Origin of the sequence: Streptomyces winkii, assembly GCF_032248595.1 — a bacterium.
Lineage (GTDB): Bacteria > Actinomycetota > Actinomycetes > Streptomycetales > Streptomycetaceae > Streptomyces > Streptomyces winkii.
This window is the reverse complement of sequence record NZ_JASTTH010000001.1, coordinates 234545-250784: the sequence shown is the minus strand read 5'-3', so window position 1 is coordinate 250784 and position 16240 is coordinate 234545. Positions and strand designations below refer to the sequence as shown.

The window sequence follows — 16240 nt, the reverse complement described above, 5'->3', positions numbered from 1 at the left end:
CGACGGGAGCCGAATTACTCGGCACCGCCCTGCTCGACCTTGCTGCGCAGCGCGTCCGCGGTGCGGGCGAACTTCGTCAGCGGGGCCTGGAAGGTCGCCGCGGCCTTCGCCATGGACGCCTTCATGCCGCCGGCCAGCTTGGCGAGCAGCACCTCGCGGGATTCGAGCGCCGCGAGCTTGTTCAGGTCTTCGGCGCTGTACAGCGCGCCGTCGACGATGCCGCCCTTCACTACCAGGGCGGGGTTCTCCTTGGCGAAGTCACGCAGACCCTTCGCCGCCGCGACCGGGTCACCGGTGACGAAGGCGACGGCCGACGAGCCCGTGAAGAACTCGTCGAGCTCGTTGATCCCGGCCTCGTTGGCCGCGATCTTGGTCAGTGTGTTCTTCACCACGCGGTACTGAGCGTTCTCACCGAGCGAGCGGCGCAGCTCCTTGAGCTGGGCAACCGACAGCCCCGTGTACGCGGTGACCACTGCGGCGCTGGAGTCACGGAACTTGTTCGTGATCTCCTCGACGGCGGCGATCTTGTCGGGTGCGACCTGGTCCCTCGCCATGAGCCTCGGCCTCCTTCCGGGTGATGAGACCGCTCGGAAGGGGCTGGAACGACGAAACGCCCCTGCGCAGGCGCTGGGGCGTGGCTCGACCGGAAGACGACGCACGCGTCTCACGGGAGCTTCCTCATCACCTACGCGGGTCGTCCGCGGCTAGCGGATCCTTCGGCCACCGTGCCTCTTGGATCAGCACGACGACGACCAGCGGTCTTTGGCTTCGTACGAGATTACGCGAACGCCCCCTCCGGCACCAAATCCGGTGCCGGAGGGGGCCGTACGCCTGGTGGCCCGCCGGCTGCTCAGCTCTGGCCGGGCAAGGCCTTCTCGAAGGGGACGGTGTCGGAGGCGGCCGGTGCCTCGACCGAGACCTCGGTGCCGTAGTCGGAGTAGAAGACCGTCGAGTCGAGGTTGCCGTTCGTGCCCTTGGCGCGCTCCTGCTTCTTCACGAGCAGGTCCTCGCCGTCGATCCAGACGTCGACCTTCTCGGTCTTGAAGCCCTGCTGCTTCAGCTGGCCGGAGAGCTCGTCGAGGTCCTTCTCGCTGAGCTTCTTCGACTGCATGCGGGCCAGCTCGGCGACCTCGACGGTGCCGCTGTAGTGGACCGTCTTCTTGCCCTTGACGTTCTCGGAGCCGACCTTCTTCACCTTGCCGCTGGCCAGGAGCAGATCGACCGAGCGGGCCGGGTTGTTGTTCTGCATCTGGTCCTTGATGAGCGCGCCCGAGGGGCCCGCCTGCTCGGCCAGCTTGTCGTAGTCGTACTTCATCCAGTGCTTGCCCTTGCCCGCCGTGGAGGCGAACGCGTCGCCGAGGTTCACGTACATGGCGTCCTCGGTGTAGCGCGCGGGCATGGGCTTGCCGCTCGTCGGCATGCCGCTCGCGCCGGAACCCTGCTGCGTGACGGTCATCTCGGCGGTGGTGCCGCCGCCGGACCAGTCGACGGAGCCCTCGGTCTTCGTGGAGATCTCGCCCCGCGGAGTGCCCTGGGACTGGTCGCCCTCGACCTTCGCGGACTTCTTCTCCTCCGTGGTCCTGGACGCCTGCTCCAGCTCCGTGATGGCCACCTGCGCGGGCGAGAGGCCCTGCTTGTCCTTGGAGCCGCCGCCGGAGTCCTTGCCGCCGGATTCGCCGCCACAGGCCGTGAGACCCGCGGCCATCACAACTACGGCCGCTGTCATGGCGATTCGGGCGTGGCGCATGTGATTCCCCCTGTTTTTCCACTTGTTGAGCAGTACGCAGAGGACCTTATCCCGGACATGCCCGCCCCGTGCAACGCACACCGGGCCCCGCCCTCCGAAGAGGACGGGGCCCGGGTCACATCGCTGCCCGCGCGGGCTGAGCAGGGGCTCAGACGGCGGCGGGGTCCTCCTCCACGAGGAGGTTGCGGGTGCGGTTGGGGTCGACGGGGATGCCGGGGCCCATCGTGGTGGTGATGGACGTCTTCTTCACGTACCGGCCCTTGGCGGCCGACGGCTTCAGCCGCTGGACCTCGTCGAGCGCCGCGGCGTAGTTCTCGACGAGCTGCGTGTCGTCGAACGAGGCCTTGCCGATGATGAAGTGGAGGTTGGCGTGCTTGTCGACACGGAACTCGATCTTGCCGCCCTTGATGTCGTTGACCGCCTTGGTGACATCGGGCGTGACGGTGCCGGTCTTCGGGTTCGGCATCAGACCGCGCGGACCGAGCACGCGGCCGAGACGGCCGACCTTGCCCATCAGGTCCGGCGTGGCGACGACGGCGTCGAAGTCCAGACGGCCGCCGGCGACCTCCTCGATCAGCTCGTCGCCGCCGACGATGTCGGCTCCCGCGGCCTCCGCGGCTGCTGCACGGTCACCGGTCGCGAAGACCAGGACCCGGGCGGTCTTGCCGGTGCCGTGCGGCAGGTTCACGGTGCCGCGGACCATCTGGTCGGCCTTGCGCGGGTCGACGCCCAGGCGCAGGGCGACCTCGACGGTCGCGTCGAACTTCTTGGTGGAGGTCTCCTTGGCGAGACGGACGGCCTCGAGCGGGGCGTAGAGACGCTCCCGGTCGATCTTGGCCTCCGCGTCGCGGAAGTACTTGCTGCGCTTCACTTCTGCTCCTGACAGTGTCGTCGTACGGCTGCGGCCGCACGGCGGTTACGGAGTCGTGGTACGGGCCTGCGCGGGCCCTGCCACGGTGGTCTGGCCGGTCAGCCCTCGACGGTGACGCCCATGGAACGGGCCGTACCGGCGATGATCTTCTCGGCCTGGTCCAGGTCGTTGGCGTTCAGGTCGGGCATCTTCGTGGTGGCGATCTCGCGCACCTGGTCACGCGTGATCTTGGCGACCTTGGTGGTGTGCGGGGTGCCGGAGCCCTTGTCCACGCCCGCGGCCTTCAGGATCATCTTCGACGCCGGCGGCGTCTTGGTGATGAAGGTGAAGGAGCGGTCCTCGTAGACCGTGATCTCCACGGGGATGACCCAGCCGCGCTGCGACTCGGTCGCCGCGTTGTAGGCCTTGCAGAACTCCATGATGTTGACGCCGTGCTGACCCAGCGCCGGGCCGACCGGCGGCGCCGGATTGGCGGCTCCGGCCTGGATCTGGAGCTTGATCAGCCCCGCGACCTTCTTCTTCTTGGGAGGCATGCTCTCTCCGGGTCCTTGTGAGAGGTGATTCGGCCTCCATCCTTCGAGCGGATGAAGGCATACCGCACAACGATAGCCCGTACCGTCGTGCGCACTGAAACCGGCAGCTCAGGCGACCTGCGACGGAACGCGCCGGGCCGCCGAACTGCCGGGCGGGAAGGCTCAGTTCTTCTGGATCTGGTCGAAGCTCAGCTCGACCGGGGTCTCCCGGCCGAAGATCTCGACGAGGCCCTTGACCTTCTTCGAGTCGGCGTTGATCTCGTTGATCGTCGCCTGGAGCGTGGCGAACGGGCCGTCGGTGACGGTGACCGAGTCGCCCACTTCGAAGTCCAGCACCTGGACCTCGACCTTGCGCCCAGGCCCGCCCGCCGGCTTGCCCTCTTCCTCGGCAACCGCCGCCTTCGCGGCCTTCTCCTCGGCCTCGGGGGCGAGCATCTTGACGATCTCGTCGAGCGTCAGCGGGTACGGGTCGTAGGCGTTGCCGACGAAGCCGGTGACGCCCGGGGTGTTGCGGACGACGCCCCAGGACTCGTTCGTGAGGTCCATCCGTACGAGCACGTAGCCCGGGAGCTTGTTCTGCCGGACGGTGCGGCGGTCGCCGTTCTTGATCTGGACGACCTCTTCCTGGGGCACCTCGGCCTGGAAGATGAAGTCCTCGACGTTGAGCGAGACCGCGCGCTGTTCAAGATTCGTCTTCACGCGGTTCTCGTAGCCCGCGTAGGTGTGGATCACATACCACTCGCCGGGCAGGAGACGCAGCTCGTCACGGAGCGCGGCGACCGGGTTCTCGGCCTCGGGCTCCTCCGCGGTCTCGTCGGCCTCGACGTCCGACTCGGCGTCAGCGTCGACGTCCGACTCGGCGTCGGCCTCGACGTGGAGCGCGGCCTCCTCCGCCGGCTCGCCGGCGTCCGCCTCGGCGCCGAGCGCCGGGGAGTCCCCGTTGTCCTGGTCCGCGTTCTCGTCCGCAGCCTCGACGATGTCGCGTGCGGTGTCGTCGCCCTCGCCGGGCTCGACGGCATCGTTCAGGTTCGGATCAGACACGGTGGCTGCTTCTTCCTGGCTTCATGGGTTCGAACATACGGAAAGCACCGCGGGCGGTGCCTTCGCGGGCTCAGCCGAAAACGTACTTGACGGCCTGGGTGAAGCCGTAGTCAATCACGGTCACGAGACCAATCATGATGACGACGAAGACAATCACCACTGAGGTGTACGTCGAGAGCTGATGCCGGGTTGGCCAGACGACCTTGCGGAGCTCCGCGATGATCTGACGGTAGAAGAGTCCGAGGCGGCCCAGTGGGCCCTTCTTCCCGCGCTTGCCCCCGCGGCGCGGCCTGCCCTCCGACGACCCTCCTGGCTCTGGGACCTGGGTGGTATCCGTGATCTCCGTCACTCGTCCTCACCTGATCCGGGTCGTTGCCATGCGGCGTCCGGCCCGGCCGCACAGCGGTGCATTTCAGTACGTACGCAAGCACTCACACGCCGCTTGGACGGTGTGTGGAGCAGGGCCGGAGGGACTCGAACCCCCAACCGCTGGTTTTGGAGACCAGTGCTCTTCCAATTGAGCTACGACCCTTTGTGATTCCCCAACTTACCCCATCGGAACGACTGCTCGGTGTGCGCACGGGGCGACGGCCGGGGATCGACGACGTGTGAGTGTACGTGCTCCGTGGTCGGGCGTCGAACACGTAACGCCCGCCCGCGGGGAATCCCCGGTGCCGGGCTGCGGCGGCGTCTGGGAACATGCCCTTATGAGCGCTGCAACGCCACCTGGACAGTCACCCACCGAACGACGTGTCTCGGCCCGAGTGGGGTCGATCTCCGAGTCCGCGACGCTCGCCGTCGACGCCAAGGCCAAGGCCCTCAAGGCCGCCGGGCGTCCGGTGATCGGCTTCGGCGCGGGCGAACCGGACTTCCCGACGCCGGACTACGTCGTGGACGCGGCGGCGGCGGCCTGCCGCGACACGAGGAACCACAGGTACACGCCTGCCGGCGGCCTTCCCGAACTGAAGAGCGCGATCGCCGAGAAGACGCTGCGCGATTCCGGTTACGAGATCGAGCCCGCGCAGGTGCTCGTCACCAACGGCGGCAAGCAGGCGATCTACGAGTCCTTCGCCGCGGTCCTCGACCCGGGCGACGAGGTCATCGTCCCGGCGCCGTACTGGACGACGTACCCCGAGTCGATCAGGCTCGCGGGCGGCGTGCCCGTGCCCGTCGTGGCCGACGAGACGACGGGCTATCTCGTCGACGTCGAGCAGCTGGAGGCGGCGCGCACCGAACGCACGAAGATGGTGGTCTTCGTCTCCCCCTCCAACCCCACCGGCGCCGTCTACCCGCGCGCGCAGGTCGAGGCGATCGGCAAGTGGGCCGTGGAGCACGGGCTGTGGGTGATGACGGACGAGATCTACGAGCATCTCGTGTACGGCGACGCCGTGTTCACCTCGCTGCCCGCCGTCGTGCCCGGGCTGCGCGACAAGTGCGTGGTCGTCAACGGCGTCGCCAAGACGTACGCGATGACCGGCTGGCGCGTGGGCTGGGTCGTCGGCCCGAAGGACGTCGTGAAGGCCGCGACGAACCTCCAGTCGCACGCCACCTCCAACGTCAGCAACGTGGCGCAGGTCGCCGCCGTCGCCGCGCTCTCCGGCGGCCTCGACGCCGTCGCCGCGATGCGCGCCGCCTTCGACCGCCGCCGCCGCACCATCGTGCGGATGCTGAACGAGATCGACGGCGTCGTCTGCCCCGAGCCCGAGGGCGCCTTCTACGCGTACCCCTCCGTGAAGGGCGTGCTCGGCAAGGAGATCCGCGGCAGGCGTCCGGCGAGCAGCGTCGAGCTGGCCGAACTGATCCTGGAGGAGGCGGAGGTCGCGGTCGTGCCGGGTGAGGCGTTCGGCACCCCGGGATATCTGCGGCTCTCGTACGCGCTCGGCGACGAGGATCTGGCCGAGGGCGTCTCGCGCATGCAGAAGCTGCTGGGCGAGGCGCACGACTGACCGGCTTCTGCTGAGAGCCTGTCCGCTGAGAGGCGTCCGCTTCTCGTGCGGGACGGCCCTCCGGCGTACGTGCCGGGGGGCCGTTCCCGTGTTCGGGCAAGCGCTCGTTCAGGGAAAAGCGGGTACCGGCGGGCGGACGCTTGCGGCAGGATCTGTGGATGGCTGTCCGAGATCTGCGCACCCTGCCCAAGGCCCATCTCCATCTGCACTTCACGGGTTCGATGCGTCCGGCCACGCTGCTGGAGCTCGCCGACAAGTACGGCGTGCATCTGCCGTCGGCCCTCAGCGGCGGCGAACCGCCCAGGCTGCGCGCCACCGACGAGCGCGGCTGGTTCCGTTTCCAGCGCCTCTACGACATCGCGCGCTCCTGTCTTCGCGAGCCGGATGACATCCGGCGCCTCGTGCGCGAGGCCGCGGAGGAGGACGTGCGGGACGGTTCGCGCTGGCTTGAGATCCAGGTGGACCCCACCTCGTACGCACCCCGGCTGGGCGGTCTGATCCCGGCGCTGGAGATCATCCTGGACGCCGTCGAAGGCGCGGCGCGCGAGACCGGCCTCGGGATGCGGCTGGTGGTGGCGGCGAACCGGATGAAGCACCCGCTGGACGCCCGTACGCTCGCGCGGCTCGCCGTCCGCTTCCGGGACCACGGCATCGTCGGGTTCGGGCTCTCCAACGACGAACGCCGGGGATTCGCCCGCGACTTCGACCGGGCCTTCGCGATCGCACGCAACGGCGGGCTGCTGGCCGCGCCGCACGGCGGCGAGCTGACGGGGCCGGGCAGCGTGCGCGACTGCCTGGACGACCTGGGGGCCTCCCGCGTCGGGCACGGGGTGCGGGCGGCCGAGGATCCGGCGCTGCTGGCGCGGCTCGCGGAGCGGAACGTTACCTGCGAGGTGTGTCCCGCCTCGAACGTGGCGCTCGGCGTGTACGACAAGCCGGAGGACGTGCCGATGCGCACGCTCTGGGACGCGGGGGTGCCGATGGCTCTCGGCGCCGACGACCCGCTGCTGTTCGGCTCGCGGCTCGAAGCGCAGTACGCCATCGCCCGGGACGCGCACGGGTTCGCGGATCACGAACTGGCCGAGCTGGCACGGCAGTCGGTGCGTGCGGCGTCGATGCCGGCGGATGTACGGGCGCAGGTGCTGGCCGACATCGACGAGTGGCTCGCCTGAACGACCGGAGCAGCCCTCCACGTCCTCGCGGTCAGTCTCGCTCGGGCGCGATCCCGGCGAGCAGCGTACGGACGACGCCCGCCGCGAAGTCCTCCAGGGGCTGCTGCCCTTCCTCCGCGCCGCCGCCGATGTTCAGCAGAATCGCCCGCTGGTTGCATGCGCCGAGCAGGAGCGCCGCGGCGGCCTCCGGATCGGCGCCGGCGCGGATGCGCCCCGCTTCGCGCTCGGCGCGCAGATACCCGGCGAGCGCCTCGACCGGCTTGTGCGGTCCCGTGCCGAGGCTGCGCATGGCCTCGTCGTGGCGTTGCAGCAGCTTCGGTTCGGCGAAGAGGGACGCCGCGATGGGGAAGCTGCGCTCGTAGAAGAGGGCCGCGCGCCGGGCGATCTCGACGAGGTTCTGCTCGACGCTGCGGGCAGCGGGCCCGTCGCCCGCAGCGTCCTGGTCGTTGAGCTGTTCCAGGAGCAGGTTGAGCGGCGGAAGGCGCTCCTTCAGTACGTCGACGAAGATCTCCTCCTTGCCCGCGAAGTGCTTGTAGAGGGCGGCCTCCGAGCAGTTCGCGGAGCGGGCGATCTCCTTGGTGGTGGCGCGGGCGAGGCCGATGGTGCGCATCCGTTCCTCGGCGGCGTCGAGGATGCGCTCACGGGTCGGCCGTGCGGAAGCCGGCGACCCCGAGGCCGACGAACCGGAGGCGGACCTGCCGGGCGTCCGCCGGCCTGGGCGGGCTGAGCGGCCCGAGCCGCCAGAGGAACCTGTGAGGTGAGTGGGCATTCACCCACTTTAATGGCAGAGTGGCGAGTGGTGAGTGAACACTCACCCACCTTCGTGGTCACGCACTCAGGAAAGGCGACGCTGATGCGCTTCACGGTCTTCGGAGCGACCGGCGGCACGGGCCGCCAGCTCGTACGGCAGGCGCTGGACGCCGGGCACGAGGTCACCGCGGTGGTCCGGGACCCGTCCCGGCTGCCCGTACCGGAAGGAGAGCCCGAACGGAAGGATCGGCTCCAAGTCGTCACCGCGGACGTCACCGACGCCGAGGCTCTTGCCCCCGCGGTGGCCGGCCGTGACGCGGTCCTCTCGGCACTCGGCGCACCCAGCAACCGGGCGGCGGGCATCGCCTCGCGCGGCACGCGGGAGATTCTGCGCGCCATGGAGGCGGGCGGAGTGCGCCGCTACGTCGGAGTGAGCGCGGCGCCCGTCGGGCCCTGGGGAGAGGGCGAGAGCCTGCTCGTCCGGACGGTGATGCTGCCGCTGGTGCGCAGGGCGCTGCGCGAGGTGTACGCGGACCTGGCGGTGATGGAGGACGTCGTACGGGAGAGCGGCCTGGACTGGACGGTGGTACGGCCGCCGAGGCTGACCGACAAGCCCGCGAAGGGCACGTACCAGCGGGTGATCGGCGGAAATGTGCAGCGCAGCAACACCGTCCCCCGTGCCGACCTCGCTGCGGCGATGCTGGCGATGGTCGACGATCCGGCGACGGTGAAGCAGGCGGTCGGGGTCGCGTCCTGACGTCCGTATGAGAGGCCCCTATAAGAGGGGTGCGGACAGTCGACCCGGTGCCCGGAGTCCGCGCCCCGGGCGCACGGATGCTCACAGGGGCACGGGGCGCACGCGGAGCGCTGGCCGGTCGTGTGCGCGAGCCGGAGTACGGAGTACGGAGCATGGCCCAAATCACATGCGTGCGGGCCCTGTTCGGGAGCGGAGCGGCGTACTGCCCCTACAGCTCGCAGCCCACGGTCACGGGCTCGTTGACGAGCGTGACGCCGAACGCCTCGCGCACCCCGTCCCGTACCTCACGGGCGAGCGCGAGCAGATCGGCCGTGGTGGCCTCTCCGCGGTTGGTGAGGGCGAGGGTGTGCTTCGTGGAGATGCGGGCCGGGCCGCTCCCGTACCCCTTGCCGAACCCGGCGCGGTCGATGAGCCAGGCCGCGGAGGTCTTCGTGCGGCCCTCCCCCGCCGGGAACGCGGGCGCCGCGACGTCCTTGCCCAGGCGCTCGGCGACGCGGGCGGTGAAGGCGGTGAACTCCTCGTCGTCGAGCACGGGGTTGGTGAAGAAGGACCCCGCCGACCAGGTGTCGTGGTCCTCCGGGTCGAGCACCATGCCCTTGCCCGCGCGAAGCTTGAGCACGGTCTCGCGCGCGGTCTGCGCCGAGACGCGGTCGCCGGGTTCGACGCCGAGGACGCGGGCGGTCTCCGCGTACTTCAGGGGCGCCGACAGGCCGCCGGCGTCCTCGAGTTCGAAGCGGACGCGCAGTACGACGAAGCGCGAGGGGTCGGCCTTGAAGCGGCTGTGGCGGTAGGAGAAGCCGCACTCGGAGTTCGGGATGGTGACCGTCTCGTCCGCGCGCCGGTCGTAGGCGACGACCTCGGTGAGGGTCGCGGACACCTCCTGCCCGTACGCGCCCACGTTCTGAATGGGCGTCGCCCCGGCGGAACCGGGAATCCCGGCCAGGCACTCGATGCCCGCGAGGCCCGCCTCGACGGTGCGGGCGACGGCCTCCGACCAGTTCTCGCCTGCGGCCAACTCCAGCCTCGTGCCCGAGAGTCGGAACCCCGAGGTGGCGATGCGCAGGGCGGTGCCCGGGAAGCCCTCGTCCGCGATGACGAGGTTGCTGCCGCCTGCGACGATCAGCAGCGGAGTGCCCGCGGCGTCGGCCTCGCGGACCGCGGCGACGACCTCGTCGTCGGTCGTCGCGGTGCGGAGGCGGGCGGCGGGACCGCCGAGCCGGAAGGTGGTCAGCGGGGCGAGGGGGGCGTCATGGAGTTCCTGCACGCGCTCAAGCGTACGAGAGTGGGCAGGGCGGGCGCTCTCGGGCGACGCCGTACGCCCGGAGCGACACCCGTACTCCCCCGACCCGACCCGAGGCTCCACTGAACTACGAGCTCCCCGCTCCGGATGCGGCACGCGGCCGTCAGGCGAGCCGCACCACCGCGCGCGACATTCCGAGCACCTTCTGGCCCGCGCTCATCACCGTCAGGTCCACCCGCACGGTGCGCGCCTCGTCGTCGAGCTTGGCCGCGACCTTTCCGCTCACCTCGATCGACGCGCCCTTGTCGTCGTCCGGCACGACGACGGGCCTGGTGAAGCGCACCCCGTACTCGACGACCGCCGCCGGATCGCCGGTCCAGTCGGTCACGACCCGGATCGCCTCCGCCATGGTGAACATGCCGTGGGCGATCACGTCGGGCAGACCGACGTCCTTAGCGAACCGCTCGTTCCAGTGAATGGGGTTGAAGTCGCCCGAGGCGCCCGCATAACGCACGAGGCGTTCGCGGTCGACGGGGAAGGTGCACGGGGGCAGTTCGGTGCCCGTCTCGACGTCCGCGTATGCGATCTTCGCCGCCATCAGGCCTCCGCCTCCTCGGGGCCGCGCGCGACCAGCTTGGTGTGGGCGGTCACCACGTGCTCGCCCGACTCGTCCAGCACCTCGCCGCGCACGTCGAGGATGTCGTTGCCCGCCATCGACTTGATGGACTCGATCGTGGAGGAGACCGTGAGCCGGTCCCCCGCCCGTACGGGACGGGTGTACGCGAACTTCTGGTCCCCGTGCACCACTCGGTCGTAGTCGAGGCCCAACTGCGGGTCCTCGGTGACCTGTCGGGCCGCGCGGAAGGTGATGGCGAAGACGAACGTGGGCGGCGCGATCACATCGGGGTGCCCGAGGGCTTCGGCCGCCTCCCGGTCCGTATAGGCCGGATTCGTGTCACCGATGGCTTCGGCGAACTCGCGGATCTTCTCGCGGCCCACCTCGTACGGACTGGTGGGCGGATAGCTCCGCCCGACGAAGGACTGGTCGAGCGCCATGGGGCGCGTCACCTCCTGAACGGTGCTGGTGAAGCGGGGCCGTATCACGGGAGCCGGGCCGGGCGGAAGCGGGCAGGGGGCGCCGCGGGCAACGACACGAGGCCGTCCCCGGGTGTGGGGACGGCCTCGCAGAAGGGCCTGATTCAGCGCGTCTCGCGGTGCGCCGTGTGCGCGTTGCAGCGCGGGCAGTGCTTCTTCATCTCCATGCGATCCGGGTTGTTGCGCCGGTTCTTCTTGGTGATGTAGTTCCGCTCCTTGCACTCCACGCAGGCCAGCGTGATCTTCGGGCGGACGTCGGTGGCAGCCACGTGAGTGCTCCTTGACGGACAGATGGGTCAGACAAGCAGGAAGAGTAGCCGATCGAAGGACCGAACCCACAATCGGCTACATTCGGTGAAGTAGCGGTGACCGGACTTGAACCGGTGACACAGCGATTATGAGCCGCTTGCTCTACCGACTGAGCTACACCGCCACGATGCGCGGACTCCCATCTCCCGACGGGAGATCTCACACATCAGAGCCCCAAAACGGAATCGAACCGTTGACCTTCTCCTTACCATGGAGACGCTCTGCCGACTGAGCTATTGGGGCGAGCGGTGAAGACATTACACGTCTGGCAGCCAAACGTGAAATCCGTATCGACCCCGTCAGCCGCCCCTCCAGGGCCCTGCTTCAAGGGTCTCATCCGGAGTCCTCGGAGGCCCCAAACTCCCCTCGCACCACGTCAGTACGACTATTCGCCTCCTCCTCGCCGGTGCCGTGCGGGCGCCCTACTCTCTACTCACGCTGCGTGATCATGATCATCCGCCGATGTGGGGAGTGCGATGGCCGACAGCCACTCAGAGGAGCCGGGAAACGGCGACGGCCCCCTCGACGAACCGGCCGCGAACGACGGCCGCAGCGGTGACACGAGCGGCCGTGAGAGCGGTCGACCGGAGGACCGTCCTGAAGATCGTCCGGAGGGCGGGGCGGCTGCCGCCCCCGGTGCCGAATCCGGTGCCGAATCCGAAGCCGAAGCCGGTACGGAGTCCGGTGCATCCGGTACGTCCGGTGCTTCCGGTGGCGACGCCTCGCATGGCACCTCCGCGCGCGGGCCCGCTGCCGGCTCCGAGCCCGCGGCGCCCCGCGAACCGGCCACGCCCCGCGACGCCACCGCGGACGGCGCGTCCCCCCGCAGCCTCATGCTGTGCGGCGCACGCCTCGCCGACGGACGCACCGTCGACGTACGGCTGGGCGGCGGCCGCATCGAGGCGGTCGGTACGGCGGGCAGTCTCGCGCAGGGACCGCAGCCCGCGGGCGGTTCGAGGGTCGACCTCGCCGGCTATCTGCTGCTCCCGGCGCCGGCGGAGGCGCACGCGCACTACGACACCGCGCTGACCGCGGTCTCCCCCAGCTCCGACGGCCCGCCCCGCAGCGCCCCCGAGGACGTGCAGCGGCGTACGACCGAGGCAGCACTGCTGCAACTCGGCCTCGGCGCCACCGCCACGCGCACCCACGTACACATCGGGGACGTCGCGGGCCTGCGCTCGCTGGAGGCGGTGCTTCAGGCCCGCCGGGCGCTGCGCGGTCTCGTGGAGTTGAGCACCGTGGCCGTGCCGCGGCTGCTGACCGGCGTCGCGGGGGCCGACGGCCTCTCGATGCTGCGGGACGCGGTGAAGATGGGCGCGTCCGTCATCGGGGGATGCCCCGACCTCGACCCCGATCCTGCGGGCTATGTGGACGCCGTACTGGAGGTCGCGGCGGAGCACGGCTGCCCTGTCGACCTCCACACCGACGGTGGAGATCCGGCCCGGCTGTCCAGGCTGGCCGCCGCCGCGGGAGGGCTGCGGCCCGGCGTCGCGATCGGGCCGTGCGGGGGCCTCGCGAGGCTGCCGCACAAGCCGGCCGTGCGCACGGCCGAGCGGCTGGCCGCGGCGGGGGTCACCGTGGTGTGCCTGCCGCAGGGCGACTGCGGTGTGCTGGAGCGTCCTTCGCAGACCTCACCGTCGCGTGTGGCACCCGTACGGCTGCTCAGGGCGGCCGGCGTGACGGTGGCGGCGGGCAGCGGAGCTCTGCGGGACGCCGCCAACACCGTCGGCAGGGGCGATCCGCTGGAGGCCGCGTATCTGCTCGCGTCGCACGGGGAGGCGGATGCGGAGGCCGCGTACGACGCGGTCTGCGCGCGGGCCCGCACGACGATGGGCCTCCCCGAGGTGCGGGTGGAGGCGGGGTTCCCGGCGGAGCTGGTGGCCGTGCGCGGTTCGGAACTGGCGGGGGCGCTGTCGCTCGCGTACAGCCGGATCGTCGTACACCGGGGGCGCGTTGTGGCGCGCACCAGCGCGGTCCGCGAGTTCTGCGACTTCACCGGTACGTCGGAGTTCGATTTGCCCCGGCAGTCGCAGGGCTGACGGCGCCTCAGCACGCGCCCCGGCGGCTCTGACGTACGGTCGGGGCATGCGCACAGTCATCGCTGGTGGACATGGTCAGATCGCGCTGCGGCTCGAGCGCCTGCTCGCTGCGCGAGGGGACGAGGTCGCGGGCATCATCCGCAACCCGGAGCACGCCGAGGACCTGCGGGCCGCGGGTGCCGAACCGGTCGTCTGCGACCTGGAGTCGGCTTCCGTGGACGAGGTCGCCGCTCATCTGGAGGGCGCCGACGCCGTGGTCTTCGCCGCCGGAGCGGGCCCGGGCAGCGGCGCGGCACGCAAGGAGACGGTGGACCGGGCGGCGGCCGTTCTCCTCGCGGACGCGGCCGAACGGGCAGGCATCCGGCGCTACATCATCGTCTCGTCCATGGGTGCGGACGCGGGTCTGACGGAGCCGCCGCCTGGCGCCGACGCGGTCTTCACCGCGTACCAGCGGGCAAAGGGGGCAGCGGACGACGCCGTACGAGCGCGCGACGGGCTCGACTGGACGGTGCTGCGGCCCGGCCGCCTGACCAACGATCCCGGCACGGGAACCGTCCGGCTCGCCGAGCGGACGGGTCGCGCGGAGGTGACGCGGGACGACGTGGCGGCGGTGCTGGGCGCTCTGCTGCACGCTCCGGGGACCGCCGGAAAGACGCTCGAACTGATCGGCGGCGACACTCCCGTCGACGAGGCGGTGGGAGCGGTCGTGCTGGGGTGAGTCGGGGATCGGTGCGCGCCGGGCGGCGGAGCACGGTGACGACCGGCGCCGGCGCACGGCTCAACTGCCCGCGTCTCTGCGCAACTTGGCGACCTCGGCGTTGAACTGCGCGCCAGCGAGCAGCGCCAGGTTCGACATCCACAGCCACACCAGGAAGACGACGATTCCGGCGAGGGACCCGTACAGGCGGTGGTACGTGCCGACGTTCGAGGTGTAGAGCGCGAAGCCCGACGACGAGGCGAGCCACAGCAGTACGGCGAGGGCACCGCCCGGTGCCCGCTTCCGCACACCCCGCGTCCCGGCCGGTCCCGCGCGGAAGACGAGGAGCACGAGCACGGCCGCGAGGCCCAGCAGCAGCGGCCACTTCGTCGTGTTCCATGCATCGGCGGCGAAGTCGTCCATGCCGAGGAGTCCGCCGGCCGTGCGCGCGACCTCGCCGCTGAGCACGAGCACGAAGACGCTCGATACCAGCAGAGCGAGCAGCGCCAGCGCGGTCAGCACGATCCGCGGGACGGTCCGCCACACGGGGCGGTGGTCCTCGACGCCGTGCATCGAGTGCAGCGCGCGGCGGAAGACGCTGAGGTAACTGGACGCGGACCAGAGCGATCCGGCCGTACCGAAGACGGCGAGCAGCCAGGCCGCGGTGCTCTGCGCGGCCATGTCCTTGAGCACGCCCGCCATGAGCTCCCCGGACTGGGCGGGCAGGACGGTGGTGACGCGGGCGATGAGCTCCCTCGTGGCGTCCGAACCGGCGAGGCCCACGGCGGAGACGGTCACGAGCAGGGCGGGGAAGATCGCGAGCACCGCGTAGTAGGTGAGGGCGGCGGCCCAGTCCGTGACGTCGTCGTTCCAGATCGACACGGGCGTACGGCGCAGCGCGGTGCGGCACTCTGCGGCGCTGCGCAGTGACGCGTGCGCCGGTGCGGCCTCGGAGGAAGTCCTGGAGGAAGCCTCCGAGGAAGGGGACGGCGGTGCCGGAGGGGCGGTGGCTTCGGACGGCTCGGCGGGGCCGCGCCCGCGGTCGCCGGCTCCTGCCTCTCCTCCCGCGTCTCCCTCGGTCACGCGTGTGCTCACTCGGGACGCCTCCACGTCGCGCGGCGCACTCGTCGGCTCATGGCCCTGCCGAGCGCTGCCGCTCTCCTTGCCCTGCGCTGTTCTGTTTCTCTGTCCTGTCGTACGCGTCTGGCCGGGTTCGCCGTACCGGAAACATGGTGCGCACAGGGCCGGCGCGGGCAGCGCGCGGGGTACCGCAGAGGGTCGTCGGGGCACGAGCGCCGAGGCCCGGGCGGCAGGGCCCGGGAGGGGGCGGGTGGCGCACGGGGGCCCGCTGGACATCGCCGCCTACGGGCCCTCTGACCTGGGAAAACGTCTCCGGTCGCAGGTTGCCGAGATTCTGACAAACTGGGGCATAAGCACCTGAACAGGTGAAGGTAGACCTTGCAAGAGGGAGGGTCTCGACATGGCAACTCATGCTGCCGGCGGAGCGCACGCGGGTACCGCGGTTCGCAGTACCGGCAAGCCGATGTTCAGCGGCTGGACGAAGCTGGCCGGCGCTCTGATGTTCTTCGGCGGGCTGCTCGCCGTCTCATCGGGTGTCGCCGCCCTGCGCGAGGACGCCGTTTTCGCATCACCGCAGAGCTACGCGTTCGACTACAGCCTCACGGGCTGGGGATGGGTGCATCTGTTCCTCGGCGCCGCGATAGCGGTCGCCGGGATCGCGGTGCTGTTGACGGGCGCTACGTGGGCCCGATGGATCGGCATCGGACTTGCCGGTCTCGGCATGATCGCCAGCTTCATGTGGCTGCCTCACTTCCCGCTCTGGGCAGTCATCACGCTGGCCGTGGACGTGTTCATCATCTGGGCGCTCTGCGCGGGGATGGGCACGCGATCGCAGGCGTCGACCTAACCCCGCCGAGGTGGCGGCTCCGGACCGGACATACGGGCCGGAGCCGTCCGCCTGCCGGCGTGCACGCGGCGCCGGGGCTCCGTGACCCCGCCGTTCCCGGCTCCGGGCCGTGAACG

18 protein-coding genes and 3 tRNA genes are annotated in these 16240 nt (G+C 70.5%); 6 read left to right on the top strand and 15 right to left on the bottom strand.

Annotated features, from left to right (window positions below):
* Window positions 1-14: 14 nt before the first annotated feature.
* From rplJ to QQM67_RS01135, 7 genes are all read right to left on the bottom strand, one after another.
* The gene (gene rplJ, locus QQM67_RS01165) at window positions 15-554 is read right to left on the bottom strand and encodes a 50S ribosomal protein L10 (protein WP_314171518.1); all 540 of its coding nucleotides are present in this window, start codon (window positions 552-554) and stop codon (window positions 15-17) included.
* A gap of 296 nt (window positions 555-850) precedes the next feature.
* On the bottom strand, window positions 851-1747 hold the full coding sequence (locus QQM67_RS01160; protein ID WP_314171516.1) for a LolA-like protein: 897 nt from the start codon (window positions 1745-1747) through the stop codon (window positions 851-853).
* A gap of 148 nt (window positions 1748-1895) precedes the next feature.
* Window positions 1896-2618 carry a 50S ribosomal protein L1 gene (rplA, locus tag QQM67_RS01155; protein WP_314171515.1) on the bottom strand — a complete coding sequence of 241 codons (723 nt, stop codon included), beginning with the start codon at window positions 2616-2618 and terminating at the stop codon, window positions 1896-1898.
* A gap of 98 nt (window positions 2619-2716) precedes the next feature.
* Entirely contained in the window at window positions 2717-3151 is a 435-nt protein-coding gene (rplK, locus tag QQM67_RS01150) for a 50S ribosomal protein L11 (protein ID WP_028433846.1), read from the bottom strand.
* 162 nt (window positions 3152-3313) lie between these two features.
* Complete coding sequence (gene nusG / locus QQM67_RS01145) at window positions 3314-4192, bottom strand: transcription termination/antitermination protein NusG (RefSeq protein WP_314171514.1); 879 nt, start codon at window positions 4190-4192, stop codon at window positions 3314-3316.
* 70 nt (window positions 4193-4262) lie between these two features.
* A complete protein-coding gene (secE, locus tag QQM67_RS01140; RefSeq protein ID WP_314172201.1) occupies window positions 4263-4532 on the bottom strand; it encodes a preprotein translocase subunit SecE in 270 nt (89 codons plus the stop codon).
* Window positions 4533-4651: 119 nt separating this feature from the next.
* A tRNA-Trp gene (locus QQM67_RS01135) sits at window positions 4652-4724 on the bottom strand.
* Between the two features lie 175 nt (window positions 4725-4899).
* Here QQM67_RS01135 and QQM67_RS01130 point away from each other — a divergent pair.
* The gene (locus QQM67_RS01130; RefSeq protein ID WP_314171513.1) at window positions 4900-6138 is read left to right on the top strand and encodes a pyridoxal phosphate-dependent aminotransferase; all 1239 of its coding nucleotides are present in this window, start codon (window positions 4900-4902) and stop codon (window positions 6136-6138) included.
* A 158-nt stretch (window positions 6139-6296) separates the two neighbouring features.
* Window positions 6297-7310 carry an adenosine deaminase gene (locus QQM67_RS01125; RefSeq protein WP_314171512.1) on the top strand — a complete coding sequence of 338 codons (1014 nt, stop codon included), beginning with the start codon at window positions 6297-6299 and terminating at the stop codon, window positions 7308-7310.
* A gap of 31 nt (window positions 7311-7341) precedes the next feature.
* Here the strand turns inward: QQM67_RS01125 and QQM67_RS01120 are convergent, their stop codons facing one another.
* On the bottom strand, window positions 7342-8079 hold the full coding sequence (locus tag QQM67_RS01120; protein ID WP_399064771.1) for a TetR family transcriptional regulator: 738 nt from the start codon (window positions 8077-8079) through the stop codon (window positions 7342-7344).
* Window positions 8080-8109: 30 nt separating this feature from the next.
* On the opposite strand from QQM67_RS01120, the gene QQM67_RS01115 reads away from it, so the two are divergent.
* Entirely contained in the window at window positions 8110-8817 is a 708-nt protein-coding gene (locus QQM67_RS01115; RefSeq protein WP_314171511.1) for an NAD(P)-dependent oxidoreductase, read from the top strand.
* 208 nt (window positions 8818-9025) lie between these two features.
* Here the strand turns inward: QQM67_RS01115 and QQM67_RS01110 are convergent, their stop codons facing one another.
* From QQM67_RS01110 to QQM67_RS01085, 6 genes are all read right to left on the bottom strand, one after another.
* Entirely contained in the window at window positions 9026-10180 is a 1155-nt protein-coding gene (locus QQM67_RS01110; protein WP_399064767.1) for a UDP-N-acetylmuramate dehydrogenase, read from the bottom strand.
* 40 nt (window positions 10181-10220) lie between these two features.
* Window positions 10221-10655 (bottom strand): MaoC family dehydratase, encoded by a 435-nt coding sequence (locus QQM67_RS01105; protein ID WP_314171510.1) that lies wholly within the window; start codon window positions 10653-10655, stop codon window positions 10221-10223.
* Window positions 10655-11113, bottom strand: coding sequence for a MaoC family dehydratase N-terminal domain-containing protein (locus QQM67_RS01100; RefSeq protein WP_314172199.1), 459 nt, complete (start codon window positions 11111-11113; stop codon window positions 10655-10657). Before QQM67_RS01100 ends, QQM67_RS01105 begins: the two co-directional genes overlap by 1 nt.
* A gap of 143 nt (window positions 11114-11256) precedes the next feature.
* On the bottom strand, window positions 11257-11421 hold the full coding sequence (gene rpmG, locus QQM67_RS01095) for a 50S ribosomal protein L33 (protein WP_018834916.1): 165 nt from the start codon (window positions 11419-11421) through the stop codon (window positions 11257-11259).
* 91 nt (window positions 11422-11512) lie between these two features.
* A tRNA-Met gene (locus QQM67_RS01090) sits at window positions 11513-11585 on the bottom strand.
* Between the two features lie 46 nt (window positions 11586-11631).
* Window positions 11632-11704: transfer RNA gene (locus tag QQM67_RS01085), tRNA-Thr, on the bottom strand.
* Window positions 11705-11937: 233 nt separating this feature from the next.
* Between QQM67_RS01085 and QQM67_RS01080 the strand changes: the two genes are divergently transcribed.
* Both QQM67_RS01080 and QQM67_RS01075 read left to right on the top strand, forming a co-directional pair.
* Window positions 11938-13500 carry an amidohydrolase family protein gene (locus QQM67_RS01080; RefSeq protein ID WP_314171508.1) on the top strand — a complete coding sequence of 521 codons (1563 nt, stop codon included), beginning with the start codon at window positions 11938-11940 and terminating at the stop codon, window positions 13498-13500.
* Window positions 13501-13546: 46 nt separating this feature from the next.
* The gene (locus tag QQM67_RS01075; protein ID WP_314171507.1) at window positions 13547-14218 is read left to right on the top strand and encodes an SDR family oxidoreductase; all 672 of its coding nucleotides are present in this window, start codon (window positions 13547-13549) and stop codon (window positions 14216-14218) included.
* A 60-nt stretch (window positions 14219-14278) separates the two neighbouring features.
* Here QQM67_RS01075 and QQM67_RS01070 read toward each other — a convergent pair whose 3' ends face one another.
* Window positions 14279-15292, bottom strand: coding sequence for a YihY/virulence factor BrkB family protein (locus QQM67_RS01070; protein ID WP_314171506.1), 1014 nt, complete (start codon window positions 15290-15292; stop codon window positions 14279-14281).
* Window positions 15293-15677: 385 nt separating this feature from the next.
* On the opposite strand from QQM67_RS01070, the gene QQM67_RS01065 reads away from it, so the two are divergent.
* Entirely contained in the window at window positions 15678-16124 is a 447-nt protein-coding gene (locus QQM67_RS01065; protein WP_314171505.1) for a DUF7144 family membrane protein, read from the top strand.
* The last annotated feature ends 116 nt before the right edge of the window (window positions 16125-16240 follow it).